General features: G+C 43.2%; 15 protein-coding genes. 14 read left to right on the top strand and 1 reads right to left on the bottom strand.

Going from position 1 to position 16713, the window contains the following annotated elements; genetic code table 11:
- Window positions 1–395 precede the first annotated feature (395 nt).
- The 13 genes from tig to pyrF all read left to right on the top strand — a co-directional run bounded on the left by tig (window position 396) and on the right by pyrF (window position 14552).
- Entirely contained in the window at window positions 396–1697 is a 1302-nt protein-coding gene (gene tig / locus CCZ37_RS08090) for a trigger factor (protein ID WP_010317463.1), read from the top strand.
- A gap of 105 nt (window positions 1698–1802) precedes the next feature.
- Window positions 1803–2429 carry an ATP-dependent Clp endopeptidase proteolytic subunit ClpP gene (clpP, locus tag CCZ37_RS08085; RefSeq protein WP_010317461.1) on the top strand — a complete coding sequence of 209 codons (627 nt, stop codon included), beginning with the start codon at window positions 1803–1805 and terminating at the stop codon, window positions 2427–2429.
- A gap of 83 nt (window positions 2430–2512) precedes the next feature.
- Window positions 2513–3793, top strand: a complete 1281-nt coding sequence (gene clpX / locus CCZ37_RS08080) for an ATP-dependent protease ATP-binding subunit ClpX (RefSeq protein WP_010317459.1) — start codon at window positions 2513–2515, stop codon at window positions 3791–3793.
- 120 nt (window positions 3794–3913) lie between these two features.
- The gene (gene lon / locus CCZ37_RS08075) at window positions 3914–6265 is read left to right on the top strand and encodes an endopeptidase La (RefSeq protein ID WP_094500260.1); all 2352 of its coding nucleotides are present in this window, start codon (window positions 3914–3916) and stop codon (window positions 6263–6265) included.
- 194 nt (window positions 6266–6459) lie between these two features.
- Window positions 6460–6732 carry an HU family DNA-binding protein gene (locus CCZ37_RS08070; RefSeq protein ID WP_005382341.1) on the top strand — a complete coding sequence of 91 codons (273 nt, stop codon included), beginning with the start codon at window positions 6460–6462 and terminating at the stop codon, window positions 6730–6732.
- A gap of 157 nt (window positions 6733–6889) precedes the next feature.
- On the top strand, window positions 6890–8749 hold the full coding sequence (gene ppiD / locus CCZ37_RS08065) for a peptidylprolyl isomerase (protein ID WP_094500259.1): 1860 nt from the start codon (window positions 6890–6892) through the stop codon (window positions 8747–8749).
- A 136-nt stretch (window positions 8750–8885) separates the two neighbouring features.
- The gene (locus CCZ37_RS08060; protein WP_094500258.1) at window positions 8886–9185 is read left to right on the top strand and encodes a ComEA family DNA-binding protein; all 300 of its coding nucleotides are present in this window, start codon (window positions 8886–8888) and stop codon (window positions 9183–9185) included.
- A 164-nt stretch (window positions 9186–9349) separates the two neighbouring features.
- On the top strand, window positions 9350–10030 hold the full coding sequence (gene cmk / locus CCZ37_RS08055) for a (d)CMP kinase (protein ID WP_017041991.1): 681 nt from the start codon (window positions 9350–9352) through the stop codon (window positions 10028–10030).
- A gap of 103 nt (window positions 10031–10133) precedes the next feature.
- The gene (gene rpsA / locus CCZ37_RS08050; protein ID WP_010317450.1) at window positions 10134–11804 is read left to right on the top strand and encodes a 30S ribosomal protein S1; all 1671 of its coding nucleotides are present in this window, start codon (window positions 10134–10136) and stop codon (window positions 11802–11804) included.
- Between the two features lie 76 nt (window positions 11805–11880).
- Window positions 11881–12165 (top strand): integration host factor subunit beta, encoded by a 285-nt coding sequence (gene ihfB / locus CCZ37_RS08045; protein WP_010317449.1) that lies wholly within the window; start codon window positions 11881–11883, stop codon window positions 12163–12165.
- A 141-nt stretch (window positions 12166–12306) separates the two neighbouring features.
- Entirely contained in the window at window positions 12307–12582 is a 276-nt protein-coding gene (locus tag CCZ37_RS08040; RefSeq protein WP_010317448.1) for a LapA family protein, read from the top strand.
- Between the two features lie 19 nt (window positions 12583–12601).
- Entirely contained in the window at window positions 12602–13771 is a 1170-nt protein-coding gene (lapB, locus tag CCZ37_RS08035) for a lipopolysaccharide assembly protein LapB (protein WP_094500257.1), read from the top strand.
- Between the two features lie 85 nt (window positions 13772–13856).
- Window positions 13857–14552: an orotidine-5'-phosphate decarboxylase gene (pyrF, locus tag CCZ37_RS08030; RefSeq protein WP_010317446.1), complete on the top strand. Its 696-nt coding sequence runs from the start codon at window positions 13857–13859 to the stop codon at window positions 14550–14552.
- Window positions 14553–14635: 83 nt separating this feature from the next.
- On the opposite strand, the gene CCZ37_RS08025 is transcribed toward pyrF, so the two are convergent.
- Window positions 14636–15400: a DNA repair protein gene (locus CCZ37_RS08025; protein WP_094500256.1), complete on the bottom strand. Its 765-nt coding sequence runs from the start codon at window positions 15398–15400 to the stop codon at window positions 14636–14638.
- Window positions 15401–15699: 299 nt separating this feature from the next.
- Here CCZ37_RS08025 and cysB point away from each other — a divergent pair, with 299 nt between their 5' ends.
- Window positions 15700–16674, top strand: a complete 975-nt coding sequence (cysB, locus tag CCZ37_RS08020; RefSeq protein ID WP_010317444.1) for an HTH-type transcriptional regulator CysB — start codon at window positions 15700–15702, stop codon at window positions 16672–16674.
- The last annotated feature ends 39 nt before the right edge of the window (window positions 16675–16713 follow it).

Raw genomic sequence — 16713 nt, 5'->3', positions numbered from 1 at the left:
AAAAAGCCTCGATTCCCTTGAAAAAGCCTTTATTGTCCCCATTTCAAAACTGTGCTTTTTCACGTTGGTGGAATTTTTAGCACTTAGAAAGCAATTTAGGGCATGGAATCATCTCTCTGCGGTGATTGGCTCGACAGCACGGATTCAGGTCGGTAGAATGTCGCGTCTAAATTTTCTGTCCTGAGACTAATCAGAGACACCTTTAAGACAGATTCGAGTCACTAAAGATGTCGCTTATTAGTCCAATGTTGGGTTTTTTCACCAATATTGATGCTGGTTTTAAAAGAAGTGTTCGGATAGAGCACAACACAAGGATGCAGCCAAGCACAAGGCATCGCCTAAGTTGCGGCTCATATTGCTCAGAAATACTGGGCCAGTTTTGAGGTTTATAAATAATGCAAGTTACTGTTGAAACGCTAGAAGGCCTAGAGCGCCGTCTGAATATTACTGTTCCTGCTGCTAACATCGAAGATGCAGTTACAAAAGAACTACGCAATATCGCTAAGAATCGTCGTTTCGATGGTTTCCGCAAAGGTAAAGTGCCTTTGAAAATGGTTGCGCAAATGTACGGTAAAGCGGTACGTCAAGACGTCATGGGCGAAGTGATGCAACGCCACTTCATTGAAGCTATCGTAAAAGAGAAAATCAACCCAGCAGGTGCACCAACATTCGCACCAGTTTCTATCGAAGAAGGCCAAGACCTTGTTTTCAATGCAACTTTTGAAGTATATCCAGAAGTTGAGTTAAAAGGTCTAACAAACATCACTGTTGAAAAACCAGCGGTTGAAGTGAAAGAAGAAGACGTTGCTGAAATGCTAGAAACATTACGCAAGCAACAAGCCACTTGGAAAGACGTAGATGCAGCTGCGGAAGCCGGTTCGCGTGCGACGATCGATTTCGTTGGTTCTATTGATGGCGTTGAGTTTGAAGGCGGTAAAGCTGACAACTTCCCTCTAGAAATGGGTGCAGGTCGCATGATCCCTGGTTTTGAAGACGGTATCGTTGGCAAAACCAAAGGTATGGAATTTGAAATCGACGTTAACTTCCCTGAAGATTACCACGCGGAAAATCTAAAAGGTAAAGCGGCGAAATTCGCAATTAAAATCAACAAAGTTGAAGTGCGTGAATTACCAGAGTTAAACGACGAGTTCGTTGCCAAATTTGGTGTCGCTGAAGGTGGCGTTGAAGCGCTGAAAGCTGAAGTTCGCAAGAATATGGAACGTGAACTTAAGCAAGCAGTAAAAAACCGCATTAAAGAGCAAGCGATTGAAGGTCTAGTAAAAGAGAACGATATCAATGTTCCTTCTGCACTGATTGATCAAGAGATCGACGTACTGCGTCAACAAGCTGCGCAACGCTTTGGCGGTAACCCAGAAGCGGCCGCTCAACTACCACGTGAATTGTTCGAAGAACAAGCAAAACGTCGCGTAGTGGTTGGCCTACTTCTTGGTGAAGTGATCAAGTCTGAAGAGCTAAAAGCTGACGAAGATAAAGTGAAAGCATTGATCGAAGAGATGGCAACAGCGTACGAAGATCCAGCTGAAGTAATGGCATACTATGCTCAAAATCAGCAAATGATGAACAACATGCGTAACCTTGCTCTAGAAGAGCAAGCAATCGACGCGATCATTGCTAAAGCACAGGTTTCTGAAAAGGCTGTTAGCTTCAATGAGCTAATGAACCAGCAACCTGCTTAATAAGCAATATGTAGCGTAGGTGGTTGACTACAGGTTAACTATTCTGCTAACAATGGTCCGTGTGATACCCATCATTCGGGCCATTTATTTTAGGGACATAACAATATGAGCTACCAAGAAAAAAACGCAATGTCGCCAATTTTTGACGCGCTAGTACCCATGGTGGTTGAGCAGACTTCCCGCGGTGAGCGCTCATACGATATTTATTCTCGCCTACTCAAAGAACGAGTGATTTTCTTAACGGGTCAAGTTGAAGATCACATGGCTAACCTTGTTGTAGCGCAGCTGTTGTTTTTAGAATCGGAAAACCCTGATAAAGATATTTTCCTCTACATCAACTCGCCAGGAGGTAGCGTGACTGCTGGTATGTCAATTTATGACACCATGCAGTTCATCAAGCCGAATGTTAGCACTGTTTGTATGGGCCAAGCTTGTTCAATGGGAGCATTCCTATTGGCTGGTGGCGCTCCGGGGAAACGTTATGTGTTGCCTAACTCACGCGTGATGATTCATCAGCCGTTAGGTGGTTTCCAAGGCCAAGCTTCGGATATCCAGATCCATGCTCAAGAGATCCTTACCATCAAGCAAAAACTCAACAAATTGCTTGCTGAGCATACAGGCCAACCGCTTGAAGTCATTGAGCGTGATACCGACCGTGATAACTTTATGTCTGCTGACCAAGCTGTGGAATACGGTTTAGTCGATGCAGTCTTGCGTCACCGCGGCGAATAACAGTTCTCAGAATTGTTTGACGCATTTTGGCGTAATTTGAGTTACACTCAGACGATTAAAAGTAAAGGCTAAGAGGTTAGCGAATGACAGACAAAAGCAAAGAGAGCGGTAGTAGTAAACTGTTGTATTGCTCTTTCTGTGGCAAAAGCCAGCACGAAGTTCGCAAGCTGATCGCCGGTCCTTCTGTTTACATCTGTGATGAATGCGTTGATTTATGTAACGACATCATTCGTGAAGAGATTAAGGATGTTCTGCCAAAAAAGGAATCTGAGGCGTTACCTACGCCGCATAAGATCCGTGAACATCTTGATGACTATGTGATTGGCCAGGAACATGCAAAAAAAGTGCTCGCAGTGGCCGTATATAATCACTACAAGCGTTTACGAAACGGTGATAAAACGAGCGATGGGGTTGAGTTAGGTAAGAGTAATATTCTTCTTATTGGCCCAACAGGTAGTGGTAAAACACTGCTTGCAGAAACATTAGCTCGTTTCCTAGACGTACCTTTCACAATGGCAGACGCCACCACATTAACTGAAGCAGGCTATGTCGGCGAAGATGTTGAAAACATCATCCAAAAGCTGCTGCAAAAATGTGATTATGACGTTGCAAAAGCGGAACGTGGTATCGTCTACATCGATGAAATTGATAAGATTTCTCGTAAAGCAGAAAATCCTTCAATTACCCGAGATGTCTCAGGTGAAGGGGTTCAGCAAGCGCTGTTGAAATTAGTGGAAGGCACTATCGCTTCAGTTCCGCCCCAAGGCGGCCGTAAGCATCCACAACAAGAGTTTTTACAGGTAGACACATCCAAAATCCTCTTTATCTGTGGTGGTGCATTTGCGGGCCTAGATAAAGTGATTGAACAACGTGTTGCGACAGGCTCAGGTATTGGCTTTGGTGCAGAAGTTCGCTCTAAAGATGAAACCAAAACTATCGGTGAGCTGTTCAATCAAGTAGAGCCTGAAGATTTGGTAAAATATGGGTTGATCCCTGAATTTATCGGTCGTCTTCCCGTAACGGCTACCTTGACAGAGCTGGATGAAGAAGCACTGATTCAAATCTTGTGTGAGCCGAAAAACGCGCTGACGAAACAGTACGCAGCCTTGTTTGAGTTAGAGGACGTTGACCTAGAGTTTCGTGAAGACGCATTGCGCGCCATTGCAAAAAAAGCAATGAACCGCAAAACGGGCGCACGTGGTTTACGCTCTATATTGGAAGGCGTACTACTCGAAACCATGTATGAACTGCCGTCGGTAAACGATGTTAGCAAAGTGGTTATCGATGAATCAGTCATTAACGGTGAATCACAACCGCTACTAATTTATAGCGGAAATGAGAGCCAAGCGGCTGGTGCAGAGTAAATCTCAATCAGAAATATTTAAAGGAGGTAGCAAATACCTCCTTTTTTTTATTCTGTTATTGAATCCAGTCAGTTAGCCCCCATATACTCGGTAATCAGTTGAAGCGGAAGAGAGAATAATATGAACTTGGAACGTTCCGAGCGTATCGAGATCCCCGTACTACCTCTACGTGACGTGGTGGTTTATCCTCACATGGTCATTCCTTTGTTTGTTGGCAGAGAAAAATCAATCCAATGCCTCGAAGCGGCAATGGATAACAACAAGCAAGTGTTACTTGTGGCACAAAAGCAAGCGGAAACCGACGAGCCGAAAATTGAAGATCTTTTTGAAGTCGGCACGGTCGCAACGATTTTACAACTTCTGAAATTACCTGACGGCACCGTGAAAGTGCTGGTTGAAGGCCAACAGCGAGCGAAAATTGATCGCTTCATCGAGCGTGAATTTTTCTCTGCAGAAGCGCAGTATCTTGTCACTCCTGAGCTGGATGATAAAGAGCAGGAAGTCGTCGTTCGCAGTGCAATCAACCAATTTGATGGTTTTATCAAACTCAACAAGAAAATCCCGCCTGAAGTATTAACGTCGTTAAATGGGATTGATGAAGCCGCGCGTTTGGCTGATACCATCGCCGCTCACATGCCATTGAAATTGATTGAAAAACAAAAAGTTCTCGAAATTGTTGATGTCAGTGAACGTTTGGAATTTTTAATGGGACAAATGGAAGCGGAGATCGACCTATTACAGGTTGAAAAACGAATTCGTGGTCGCGTTAAAAAGCAGATGGAAAAATCTCAGCGTGAGTATTACCTCAACGAGCAGATGAAAGCGATTCAGAAAGAATTAGGTGAGATGGATGACGCACCTGATGAATTTGAAATCCTGAAAAAGAAAATTGACGATTCCAAAATGCCGCAGGAAGCGCGCAAAAAAACGGAACAAGAGCTGCAGAAATTGAAGATGATGTCTCCAATGTCTGCAGAAGCAACCGTTGTGCGTAGCTATATTGATTGGATGGTCAATGTTCCTTGGGCAAAACGTTCAAAAGTTAAGAAAGATTTGGCAAAAGCTGAAGAGATTTTAAATGCCGATCACTACGGTTTAGATCGTGTCAAAGAGCGTATTTTAGAATATCTTGCGGTACAAAGTCGTATCAACAAGCTGAAAGGGCCCATTTTGTGTCTTGTTGGTCCCCCGGGCGTGGGTAAAACGTCGCTTGGCCGCTCGATAGCGGCGGCAACAGGCAGACAGTATACCCGTATGGCGTTAGGTGGAGTGCGTGATGAAGCAGAAATTCGTGGTCACCGCCGTACTTACATCGGTTCTCTGCCGGGTAAATTGATTCAAAAAATGGCAAAGGTTGGCGTGAAAAACCCACTTTTCCTGCTTGATGAAATCGACAAAATGTCTTCAGATATGCGTGGTGACCCATCTTCCGCATTGTTGGAAGTTCTTGATCCTGAACAAAATAGCACCTTTAACGATCACTATTTAGAGGTGGATTATGACTTGTCTGATGTCATGTTTGTTGCGACATCAAACTCAATGAACATCCCAGGCCCGCTGCTTGACCGTATGGAAGTTATCCGCCTTTCTGGATACACAGAAGACGAAAAGCTGAATATTGCGAAACGCCATCTAGTGACTAAGCAAGTTGAGCGGAACGGTTTGAAGCCTCATGAAATTGTTATCGAAGATTCAGCCATCATAGGTATTATCCGTTATTACACGCGTGAGGCGGGTGTACGAAGCTTAGAGCGAGAGATTTCAAAAATTTGCCGTAAAGCGGTTAAGAAAATCTTGTTGAATAAAGATGTAAAAACCGTGGTAGCCAACCAAGAGAATTTAAAAGAGTTTCTAGGTGTGCAACGTTGCGATTTTGGCAAAGCCGACGACAGTAACCAAATTGGCCAAGTTACGGGTTTAGCATGGACAGAAGTAGGCGGTGATTTGCTGACTATTGAAACCGAATCAATGCCTGGCAAAGGCAAGTTGACGCAAACTGGTTCTCTGGGCGAGGTGATGCAAGAATCCATTCAAGCTGCGATGACGGTGGTTCGCGCACGCGCCGAGAAATTAGGGATTAACGCTGATTTCTATGAAAAGCGTGACATTCACGTTCACGTGCCAGAAGGCGCAACACCAAAAGATGGTCCAAGCGCGGGTATTGCTATGTGTACGGCGCTTGTCTCTAGCTTGACGGGTAATCCTGTGAAAGCGGAAGTCGCGATGACGGGTGAGATAACCTTGCGTGGTGAAGTATTACCTATCGGCGGTTTGAAAGAAAAACTGCTCGCAGCACATCGTGGTGGTATCACCACTGTATTGATCCCCAAAGAGAATGAGCGTGATTTGGAAGAGATCCCTGCAAATGTGATTGCTGACCTAAAAGTCATCCCCGTTCAATGGATTGATGAAGTTTTGAAGATCGCACTTGAACGAGACCCTTCTGGGGTTGAATTTGAAGCTAAAAAATAGTGATGTGCAGCAAAAATAAGTAAAAGATTACGCTGATAGGCTTAAAAAGGCTTGTCAGCGTTTTTTTTGGACGCTAACGTAAGCCCCTATAGCTTGCAGCCCAGATGTAATAAGGCTTCAAGCTAGTTTGGGAACTTAATGGAACGAAAAGTCACCGTTAAAAATAATAATGGGTGACGCAAAGGGGAATCACAGTGAATAAAACACAATTAGTAGAACAAATCGCAGAAAACGCTGACATCTCTAAAGCATCGGCAGGCCGTGCTTTGGATGCATTTATCGAAGCGGTGAGTGGCACTCTTCAATCTGGCGATCAAGTGGCGCTTGTTGGCTTTGGTACATTTAGCGTTCGCACTCGTGCAGCGCGCACGGGTCGTAACCCTAAAACGGGTGAAGAGATCCAAATCGCAGAAGCAAAAGTACCTGCTTTCAAAGCAGGCAAAGCGCTTAAAGACGCTTGCAACTAATCAAAATCGTTATTTTTTGCTGCTTAAGCGCAAAATTAATTCGAACCTTTTGAAATTATGCGCATCCTACTGATGCGCATTTCTTTTTCTGATATTATCGCGCTATTCAATTTTTAGGCTGAAGTGTGAAGCTTCTTATCCGGAGAGCAGTTAGATTATGATGGATCGATTACGCGAAGGCGTGAACAGCATCGCGGTGAAAATTATTCTAGGAATGATTATCTTATCATTCGTATTCGCAGGTGTCGGTAGCTACTTGGTCAGCGGTGGCAGTAATGCTGCGGCTAAAGTTGGCAATAGTGAGATTGGCCGTGGTGAATTTGAACAAGCGTACCAGAACGAGCGCAATCGCATGCAATCCCAATTAGGGGATTATTTTGCTAACTTGCTCGCTGATCCTCAGTATGTCGAGTCATTTCGTAAGTCAGTTCTTGATCGTATGGTTAACGATTTATTGTTGGAGCAGCATGCACAATCACTAGGTTTACGAGTGAGCGATGATCAGGTTCGTAAAATGATTTTAGACATGCCTCAATTCCAGACCGGCGGTAAGTTTGACCAAGAAATCTATCAAGCGGCTCTTCGCCGTGCGGGTTTCTCTGCTGAAAGCTTTGCAGAATATCTGCGTCGTGATCTTATTCGTAACCAGTTGCTTAGTGCTATTCAAGGTAGTGAATTTACGTTGCAGGGTGAGGTTAATCAGCAAAGTGAACTGATCTCTCAAACCCGCGATATCCGTGCGCTCACATTGTCACTCAGCGAGTTTGCTAAAAATGTTGAGTTGAGTGATGAAGAAATTACTCAATATTATCAACAAAATGCAGAGCGCTATACCCGTCCAGAGCAGGTTAAAGTGGCTTATATTGAGCTTTCTGCCCAACAATTGAAAGACCAAATGGTAGTGTCTGATGAACAGGCCGAGCAGTACTACCAAGAGCATTTAGACAAATACTCCACTCAAGCACAGCGTAAAGTAAGCCATATTTTGGTTCAAGGTGATGATAAAGCTAAAGCGCAGGCGATTCTCGATGAACTGAATGCTGGCGCTGATTTCGCGACCTTAGCGAAAGAAAAATCAGAAGACGTAGGAAGCGCAGAAGAGGGGGGGTCACTAGGTTGGATTGAACATGATGTGATGGACCCAGCTTTTGAACAAGCAGCCTTTGCTATCGAACAGATAGGGGATATCACAGGGTTGGTCAAATCTGAATTTGGCTATCACATTATCCGTCTTGATGATGTTAAAGCCCCTATCGCACAGCCCTACGCACAGGTTGCCTCTGAAATCAAAGCTGAAATGTTAGACCAAAAAGCCGCTGATCAGTTTTATGAGTTGCAGACCAAGCTAGAAAAAGTGGCATTTGAATCACCTGACTCTCTGGATGAAGCAGCAAAAGCCATCTCAGCTAAGATTCAGAAAACCGATTTTATTTCTCAGCAAGATGCACCTGAAATTCTTAAAAATCCAGCGGTTCTTCAAGCGATTCTAAGCCCAGAGGTAAAAGAAGATAGGCTCAATTCTGAGGTATTAGAAGTTGCCCCAGAACACGTTATCGTTGTTCGTGTTGATGATGCTCGGGAACAAATAGTTCTTCCTTTGGCTGAAGTGAAAGAGCAAGTGGTTGCCCAGCTTTCTAAAGTCAAAGGCGAACAACAAGCGATTGAGTTAGCCACAAAATTGATTGATACCCTAAAGCAAGGTGACCAATCCTTATTGGAACAGCGTGGGTTAAAATTTGCTGAGTTGGAAATGATTGATCGTAGCTCTTCATTGGCGAGTTCAGTGTTTTCTCTCCCTAAACCAGCAGCAGATAGTGTGGTTTACGGTCAAGCGAAAGCAATGAATGGTGATATTGTTCTTGTTGAACTACATAAGGTCGAGGCTAAAGTCACACCTGAGTACAATGATCAAATTACGGCTCAGTTAGATCGCATTGGTAGCCAACGTGATTTGGCTGCGATACTTACAACTTTGCGTAAAAATACAGACATTGAATATTATGTTGTGAGCCAATAAAGGCTAGTAATGTAATTGATGTGAAACTCAAAATGGGCTGCTTATGCAGCCCATTTCAATTTCTACCTTTTTGATTCCCTCTGATTTCCAAGCTCAATTAATATTGATACCCACTAATAAACAAGGAAATGTTCATATGAAATTGAAAACAAAACTCGGGTTGCTACTTCTAAGTATCGTATTGCCTCTTTCACCGGCATTAGCAGAAGAAAAGGTGGTAGAAACGCACCAAGGCATTGAAATTACAGTTAATATCAATCAGGCCTCTGCTGAGGAAATTGCCACTCTATTGAAAGGTATTGGACTTAAAAAAGCACAAGCGATTGTTGAATATCGTCAACAAAATGGCGCTTTTAAAACCAAAGAAGATCTGAGCTTGGTGAAAGGCATTGGTGCCGCCACTGTTAAGCAAAATGCCGAGCGTATTATTTTATAAAAGTCTCTATCAAAAGCGTCGCATCCCTGAAAGCGACGCTTGTATCACTGTGAAATTTCAGTCATATCACCATTCCTTCCTAGCGCCTGTAATGGATAAGCACTATAATTTGTCGCCGACAAAAGCGAGCAAACAAGCCGCATAAAAACTAAGTGGAGTAAATCATGTCCTCTCACACTCCGGTAATTACCGTAGATGGCCCAAGTGGTGCTGGTAAAGGCACTCTTTGTATGTTGTTGGCTAAGAAATTAGGCTTTCATTTGCTCGATTCTGGAGCTATTTACCGCGTTCTTGCATTGGCGGCGATTCACCACGGTGTGGATACGGAATCGGAAGAAGCGCTTGTTCCTCTAGCGACACATTTGGATGTCCAATTTATCGCAGAAGGTGACTTGGTCAGAGTGATTCTTGAAGGTGAGGATGTATCGAAAGAATTACGCAAAGAAGAGACAGGAATGGCAGCATCAAAGGTAGCGGCGCTGCCTAGAGTGCGCGAGGCATTATTACGTCGCCAACGGGCCTTTGCGAAAGAGCAGGGACTGGTTGCTGATGGACGTGATATGGGCACAGTTGTGTTTCCTCAAGCAGAAGTGAAAATATTCCTAGATGCCAGCGCGCAAGAGCGAGCCCAACGTCGCTTTAAGCAGTTGCAACTCAAAGGGCTAGATGTTAAATTTGACGCCCTTTTAAGCGAGATCCAAGAGCGTGACGACCGAGATCGTAACCGCCCAGTGGCCCCATTACGCCCTGCAGAGGATGCGCTATTGCTTGACTCAACCTCAATGTCTATCGACGAAGTTGTAGAAGAAGCATTACAATATGTAGAATCTAAGCTGGCAGAGTAGTTCTGCTAGGTAAGAGCGTCGGTCGCAAGGATGATGACTGGCGAATTTAATAACCCCATGCGGTAGGATACCCATGGAAGTTTACTTATTGAAGATTAAATAAATGACTGAATCTTTTGCTCAACTCTTTGAAGAGTTTTTAAACGAAACACAATTTCAACAAGGTACAATCGTTAAAGGTACTGTAGTCGCTATCGAGAATGGTTTCGTTCTTGTTGACGCTGGTCTTAAGTCTGAGTCTGCTATCCCTGCTGAACAGTTCAAGAACGCTGCTGGCGAACTTGAAGTTGAAGTTGGTTCTGAAGTAGACGTTGCTCTAGACGCTGTTGAAGATGGTTTCGGTGAAACTCAACTTTCTCGTGAGAAAGCTAAGCGTCATGAAGCTTGGATCGTTCTTGAGAAAGCTTACGAAGAAGCTGAAACTGTTATTGGTATTATCAATGGTAAAGTTAAAGGTGGCTTCACTGTTGAACTAAACGGTATCCGTGCTTTCCTTCCAGGCTCTCTTGTTGACGTGCGTCCTATCCGTGACACTACTCACCTAGAAAACAAAGAGCTAGAGTTCAAAGTTATCAAACTAGACCAGAAACGTAACAACGTTGTTGTTTCTCGTCGTGCTGTTATTGAATCAGAAAGCAGCGTTGAACGTGACGAACTTCTTGAAACTCTACAAGAAGGTACTGAAGTTAAAGGTATCGTTAAGAACCTTACTGACTACGGCGCATTCGTTGACCTTGGTGGTGTTGATGGTCTTCTACATATCACAGATATGGCTTGGAAACGCGTTAAACACCCATCAGAAATCGTTAACGTTGGTGACGAAATCCTAGTTAAAGTTCTTAAGTTTGATCGTGATCGTACTCGCGTATCACTAGGTCTTAAGCAACTTGGCGAAGATCCATGGGTAGCTATCGCTAAGCGTTACCCAGAAGGTCATAAACTATCTGGCCGTGTAACAAATCTAACTGACTACGGCTGCTTCGTTGAAATCGAAGAAGGCGTTGAAGGTCTAGTACACGTTTCTGAAATGGATTGGACTAACAAGAACATCCACCCATCTAAAGTTGTTAATGTTGGCGACGAAGTTGAGGTTATGGTTCTTGATATCGACGAAGAGCGTCGTCGTATCTCTCTAGGTCTTAAACAGTGTAAAGCTAACCCATGGCAGTCATTCGCTGAAGCGCAAGCTAAAGGCGACAAAGTTACTGGTAAGATCAAGTCTATCACTGACTTCGGTATCTTCATCGGTCTAGACGGCGGCATCGACGGTCTAGTTCACCTATCTGATATCTCTTGGAACGTTCCTGGAGAAGAAGCGGTACGTGATTACAAGAAAGGCGATGAAATCTCTGCAGTTGTTCTAGCAGTAGATGCAGAGCGTGAGCGTATTTCTCTTGGCGTTAAGCAAATGGAAAACGACCCGTTCAACGCATATGTTGCTGATAACAAAAAAGGTACTCTAGTTAACGGTACTGTTACTGCAGTTGACGCGAAAGGTGCTACAATTGAACTTGTAGACGGCGTTGAAGGTTACATCCGTGCTTCTGAAGCATCTCGTGACCGTATTGAAGATGCGTCTCTAGTCCTAAGCGTTGGTGACAGCGTTGAAGCGAAATTTACTGGTGTAGACCGTAAAAACCGCGTAATCAACCTATCTATCAAAGCTAAAGATGAAGCTGATGAGCAAGAAGCAATGGCTACTCTAAACAAATCTGATGAAGGTGCGTTTGGTAATGCTATGGCTGATGCATTCAAGGCTGCTAAAGGCGAATAATCTAACTCGCTAAAAGGGGCCGTAAGGCTCCTTTTTTTTCAGTTAGTGCCTACTTTGATAAGTAATGAGGGAAACTATGACTAAGTCTGAATTGATAGAAAGACTCTGTGCTGAGAAAACGCACCTATCTGCTAAAGAAATTGAAGACGCTGTGAAAGATATTCTTGAACATATGGCATCAACTTTAGAAAGCGGAGAGCGAATCGAAATTCGCGGATTTGGTAGTTTCTCTTTGCACTATCGTGAGCCTAGAGTGGGCCGTAATCCTAAAACCGGTGATAAAGTGGTGTTGGATGGCAAGTTCGTCCCTCATTTCAAGCCAGGTAAAGAGTTACGTGAGCGAGTTAATGAGAATATCTAAAGCGATTTAGAGAGTATTCTAAAAAACGGCATACAGTTTAAGTATGCCGTTTTTTTAAGAAAGGAATCCATAATAGACGTGGTTTGTAACGCCATTTTCCTGCATAATCAGACCAGATCAATACTGGATAGGTAGTGGCATATGAAAATTATAAAAATCGTTTTAATTCTTGCACTTTTTTTGATTGCTTTAGCATTAGGGGCTCAAAATCAAGCAGTTGTGACGTTTAACTATTTGATCGCTCAAGGCGAATTTCACTTGTCTACTTTACTTGGTACTGTTTTTGTCTCTGGTTTTTTACTCGCTTGTTTGCTCGGCAGTAGCTTCTACTTTAAGTCTCAGTTGCAAGTTAGAAAGTTGAATAAGCAACTGAAAAAGCAAACGGCAGAGAACAGCGCTGTAACAAGTAAAGCGTAGTGAAATAAAGGCTGACTTGATGTTAGAAATTCTCTTCTTGCTACTACCGATTGCCGCCGCCTATGGTTGGTATATGGGAAATCGTAGTGCTCAGCAAGATAAGCAGAAACATTCTCACCAAATTTCTCGTCAGTATGTGACGGGCCTTAACTTACTGCTTTCTGATCAATCAGATAAGGCCGTTGATCATTTTATTGAGCTACTTCAAGTAGACAATGAAACGATTGATACCCACTTAGCGCTGGGTAACTTATTCCGTTCAAGAGGAGAGGTCGATCGTGCTATCCGCATCCATCAAAATCTTATATCCCGTTCAAGCCTTACTATTGACCAAAAAAACCTCGCCTTACAACAATTAGCAAAAGACTATATGGTGGCTGGATTTCTCGATCGCGCCGAAAAAATATTTGAACAACTGATCGAAGAGCCTGAACACAAAGAAGCGGCGTTGCAACAATTGGTTTCTATTTACCAGCAGACTCGAGAGTGGCATAAAGCTATTGATTACGCTTATGCGCTGGTGAAATTAGGTAGAAAAAGAGTGCACAGTGTTATAGCCCATTTTTGGTGTGAACTTGCGGTGCAAGAGAAGGCTGAAGGACGCGATAGCAAAGCGATTCAATATCTTAAAAAAGCGCTGTCTGAAGATCCTAAGTGTGTGCGTGCAACGATCTCTTTAGGTAAGCTGTATCTTGAAAATGATGACTACCGTCAAACAATCCAGTATATGCAGATGGTCTTGGAGCAGGACATTGATTTCATCGGTGAGGTATTACCTACGCTTGCTGAATGCTATCACCATATTGGTAAAGAGAGTGAGCTTGTTGAGTTCTTGCGGGAATGCATTATCAATGAAGCTGGTGTGTCAGCTGAGCTGATGCTCGCACAGTTGGTGGCACAACATGATGGTGCTGGAGCTGCACAGGAACTTTTGACACGGCAATTGGTTAAAAATCCAACCATGAAGGGCTTCTATCGTTTAATTGACTACCATCTCATTGAAGCAGAGGAAGGTCGAGCGAAAGAGAGTTTGTCAACCTTGCAAAAATTGGTAGGTGAGCAACTAAAAGTAAAACCTCACTATCGATGCAGAAAGTGTGGTTTCTCAACCCATTCTCTCTACTGGCACTGCCCATCATGTAAGAATTGGGGTTCAATTAAACCTATCCGTGGTTTGGATGGTGAATAGAGTTCATGTACTGGTTACTGATCGACTCGAAAACTGCAGCTTATGAAAGCTGCATTTTTTTAGCTTAATTATTTTAGGAGTGAAAATGAAAGACCAGAGAGTAATTGTCGCGTTGGATTATGAGCAACAAGCGGAAGCGTTAGCTTTTGTTGATAAAATTGACCCCAACAGCTGTCGATTAAAAGTGGGCAAAGAGATGTTTACCCTGTTTGGTCCCGATTTTGTGCGTGAGCTACACAACAGAGGTTTTTCGGTATTCTTAGACCTAAAGTTTCATGATATTCCCAACACGTGCTCTAAAGCCGTACGTGCAGCCGCTGAGCTTGGTGTGTGGATGGTGAATGTTCATGCCAGTGGTGGGGAGAGAATGATGTCGGCGTCTCGTCAGATTCTTGAACCTTATGGTAACGATCGACCACTACTTATTGCTGTCACGGTACTAACCAGTATGGAACACTCTGATCTTCGTGGTATTGGCGTCGATGTTGCGCCTAAAGAGCATGTAATGCGTCTGGCTAGCCTAACTCAAAATGCAGGGTTAGATGGAGTGGTATGCTCAGCTCAAGAAGCGCGCATGCTTAAGAGCTATCTTGGCCAAGAGTTCAAATTGGTTACGCCAGGGATTCGTCCTATTGGTTCTGAAACAGGAGACCAAAGACGTATAATGACTCCAAGTGAGGCCATAAAAGCTGGTTCAGATTATCTAGTCATAGGACGCCCAATTACTCAGGCAATAAGACCGGATGAAGTCCTAAAAGCGATAAACGATACGTTAATGTAAGCAAATATTTTTTGTATCGCTTTATGAAAAAGGTCGCTTATGCGACCTTAAAGTTATTGTTAAGCATAGAAAAAGAAAATGAGTTACCACTTCTTCTTTTCGCCAAACAGTGCATCCATATCACTATTTCTCTCGCTATCTTCAATTTGTTGAAGATCGGTTGCACTTTTTGTCTGGCGTCTTTTTTCTAAGTCATCGTACATTGACTGTAGTTTTTCTCGAGCTTGGCTCGAATATGCATCATTTTTAGAGCTTAATACATCAATTCCTTTGCGCAGCAGTTGTACGGCTGTTCCTGGTTGACCACGAACAATTGAATCATTAGCTCGTTTGATGACATTTTCAATGTTGATGCGAATTTGTATCATTTCCAAACGGGCATTTTCAGCGACGTAAGATTGTGTTTCAAAGCGTCCCTTATTATGTTCACTACGAATCGTGTCTCTCAGGCGTTTTACTAACTTAAGCATAACAAGCGCTTGTTTATCGCTGCTAGGTACTTTAAACGCGGTACTATCACCGCCGGGATGGTTTTCTTGTAAATGTCTAATTTGCCCCTTCATATGCTCAATACGCTGTGCCAACTGCTTATTTTTCGGATCTAACTCATACATACTGATGAGCGCGTCTAGAATCCGAGTATTCAGGCAGACTAAGAGCTCTTTACTAAAAGGCATGTGATGAGCATTGCCGATAAGATCTTCTGTCGCATCAATAATGGCGATATAGCGTGTCGATTCCTGCTTTTTAGCTGACTCGACCTTTACTTTATATTGGAGCATGATGTTATAACCAAGGACTAACACCAGCAATACTGCTACAAGAGCAATGAGTAAACCTATATTCATATAATCCGTATCTTTATTAGAATTCAGTGGCTCGCAATTAAGAATACACGATCCTTAGTTATCACTACACCTTCAAATTGACTATTTTTATTATTTCTGTTTTAACCTCTAAAAACTGCCTTTTATTGCTTAGATTGGGCGATAGTTGGCAAAAATTTAGTCAGCTACGCAAAATACTTACTTTTTTCTTCGCTCTTGAATCATCGAGCTTTGAATTGAGAGTGTTAAGCGTTATAACTAATAATTATAAACTATGATTGAAAAATCTGGATCTTTGATAATGGATTACGAGGCCAATAATGAAGTTACAGCAGTTAAAATATATTGTTGAAGTGGTTAATCACAACCTGAATGTCTCAGCAACTGCGGAAAGCCTTTATACCTCTCAGCCAGGCATTAGTAAACAGGTTCGTTTACTTGAAGATGAATTGGGTATTCAAATTTTTGAGCGTAGCGGTAAACACCTGACACAAGTCACGGGTGCAGGTGAAGATATTATTCGTATCTCACAAGAGATCCTTTCACGTGTGGAAAGCATTAAGGCCGTGGCAGGGGAGCATACGCACCCTGAGATGGGTACGCTGAATATTTCAACGACTCACACACAAGCTCGCTACGCGTTACCTGATGTAATCAAAGGATTTACTGCGCGTTATCCGAAAGTGTCGTTACATATGCATCAAGGCACTCCAAGTCAGATGTCGGAAGCGGTCGCAAAAGGCACCGCTAATTTTGCGATAGCAACAGAAGCGCTTCATCTGTACCAAGATGCCATCATGCTACCTTGTTATCATTGGAACCGTTCTATTGTCGTGCCTAAAGATCATGCTCTTGCAAAAAAAGAACGGGTAACGATTGAGGATTTAGCCGCGTATCCATTGGTCACTTACGTGTTTGGTTTTACTGGCCGTTCAGAGTTAGACACTGCATTTAATCGCGTAGGGTTAACGCCGCGAGTTGTCTTTACCGCCACCGATGCGGATGTGATAAAAACTTATGTCCGGATGGGAATTGGGGTGGGTGTTATCGCAAGTATGGCGATAGATAAATCACGCGACACCGATCTTATCGCGATTGATGCCAGCCATCTTTTTGGTGCGAGCACGACTAGCATTGGTTTTCGCCGAGGCACATTCCTGCGTTCTTATATGTTTGACTTTATGGAACGTTTCGCGCCTCATCTTACTCGCCCTGTGGTCGAACGGGCTACCTCGTTAAAATCGAATATCGAAATAGAAGAGATGTTTAAAGACATTGAATTGCCAGTTCGTTAAGCTAATTTTGATCATTTAAAACGAAACACTTTCTAATTA

Source organism: Vibrio qinghaiensis (assembly GCF_002257545.1).
In the GTDB taxonomy this organism is placed as follows: domain Bacteria; phylum Pseudomonadota; class Gammaproteobacteria; order Enterobacterales; family Vibrionaceae; genus Vibrio; species Vibrio ordalii.
This window is presented reverse-complemented; position numbering and strand designations above follow the sequence as displayed.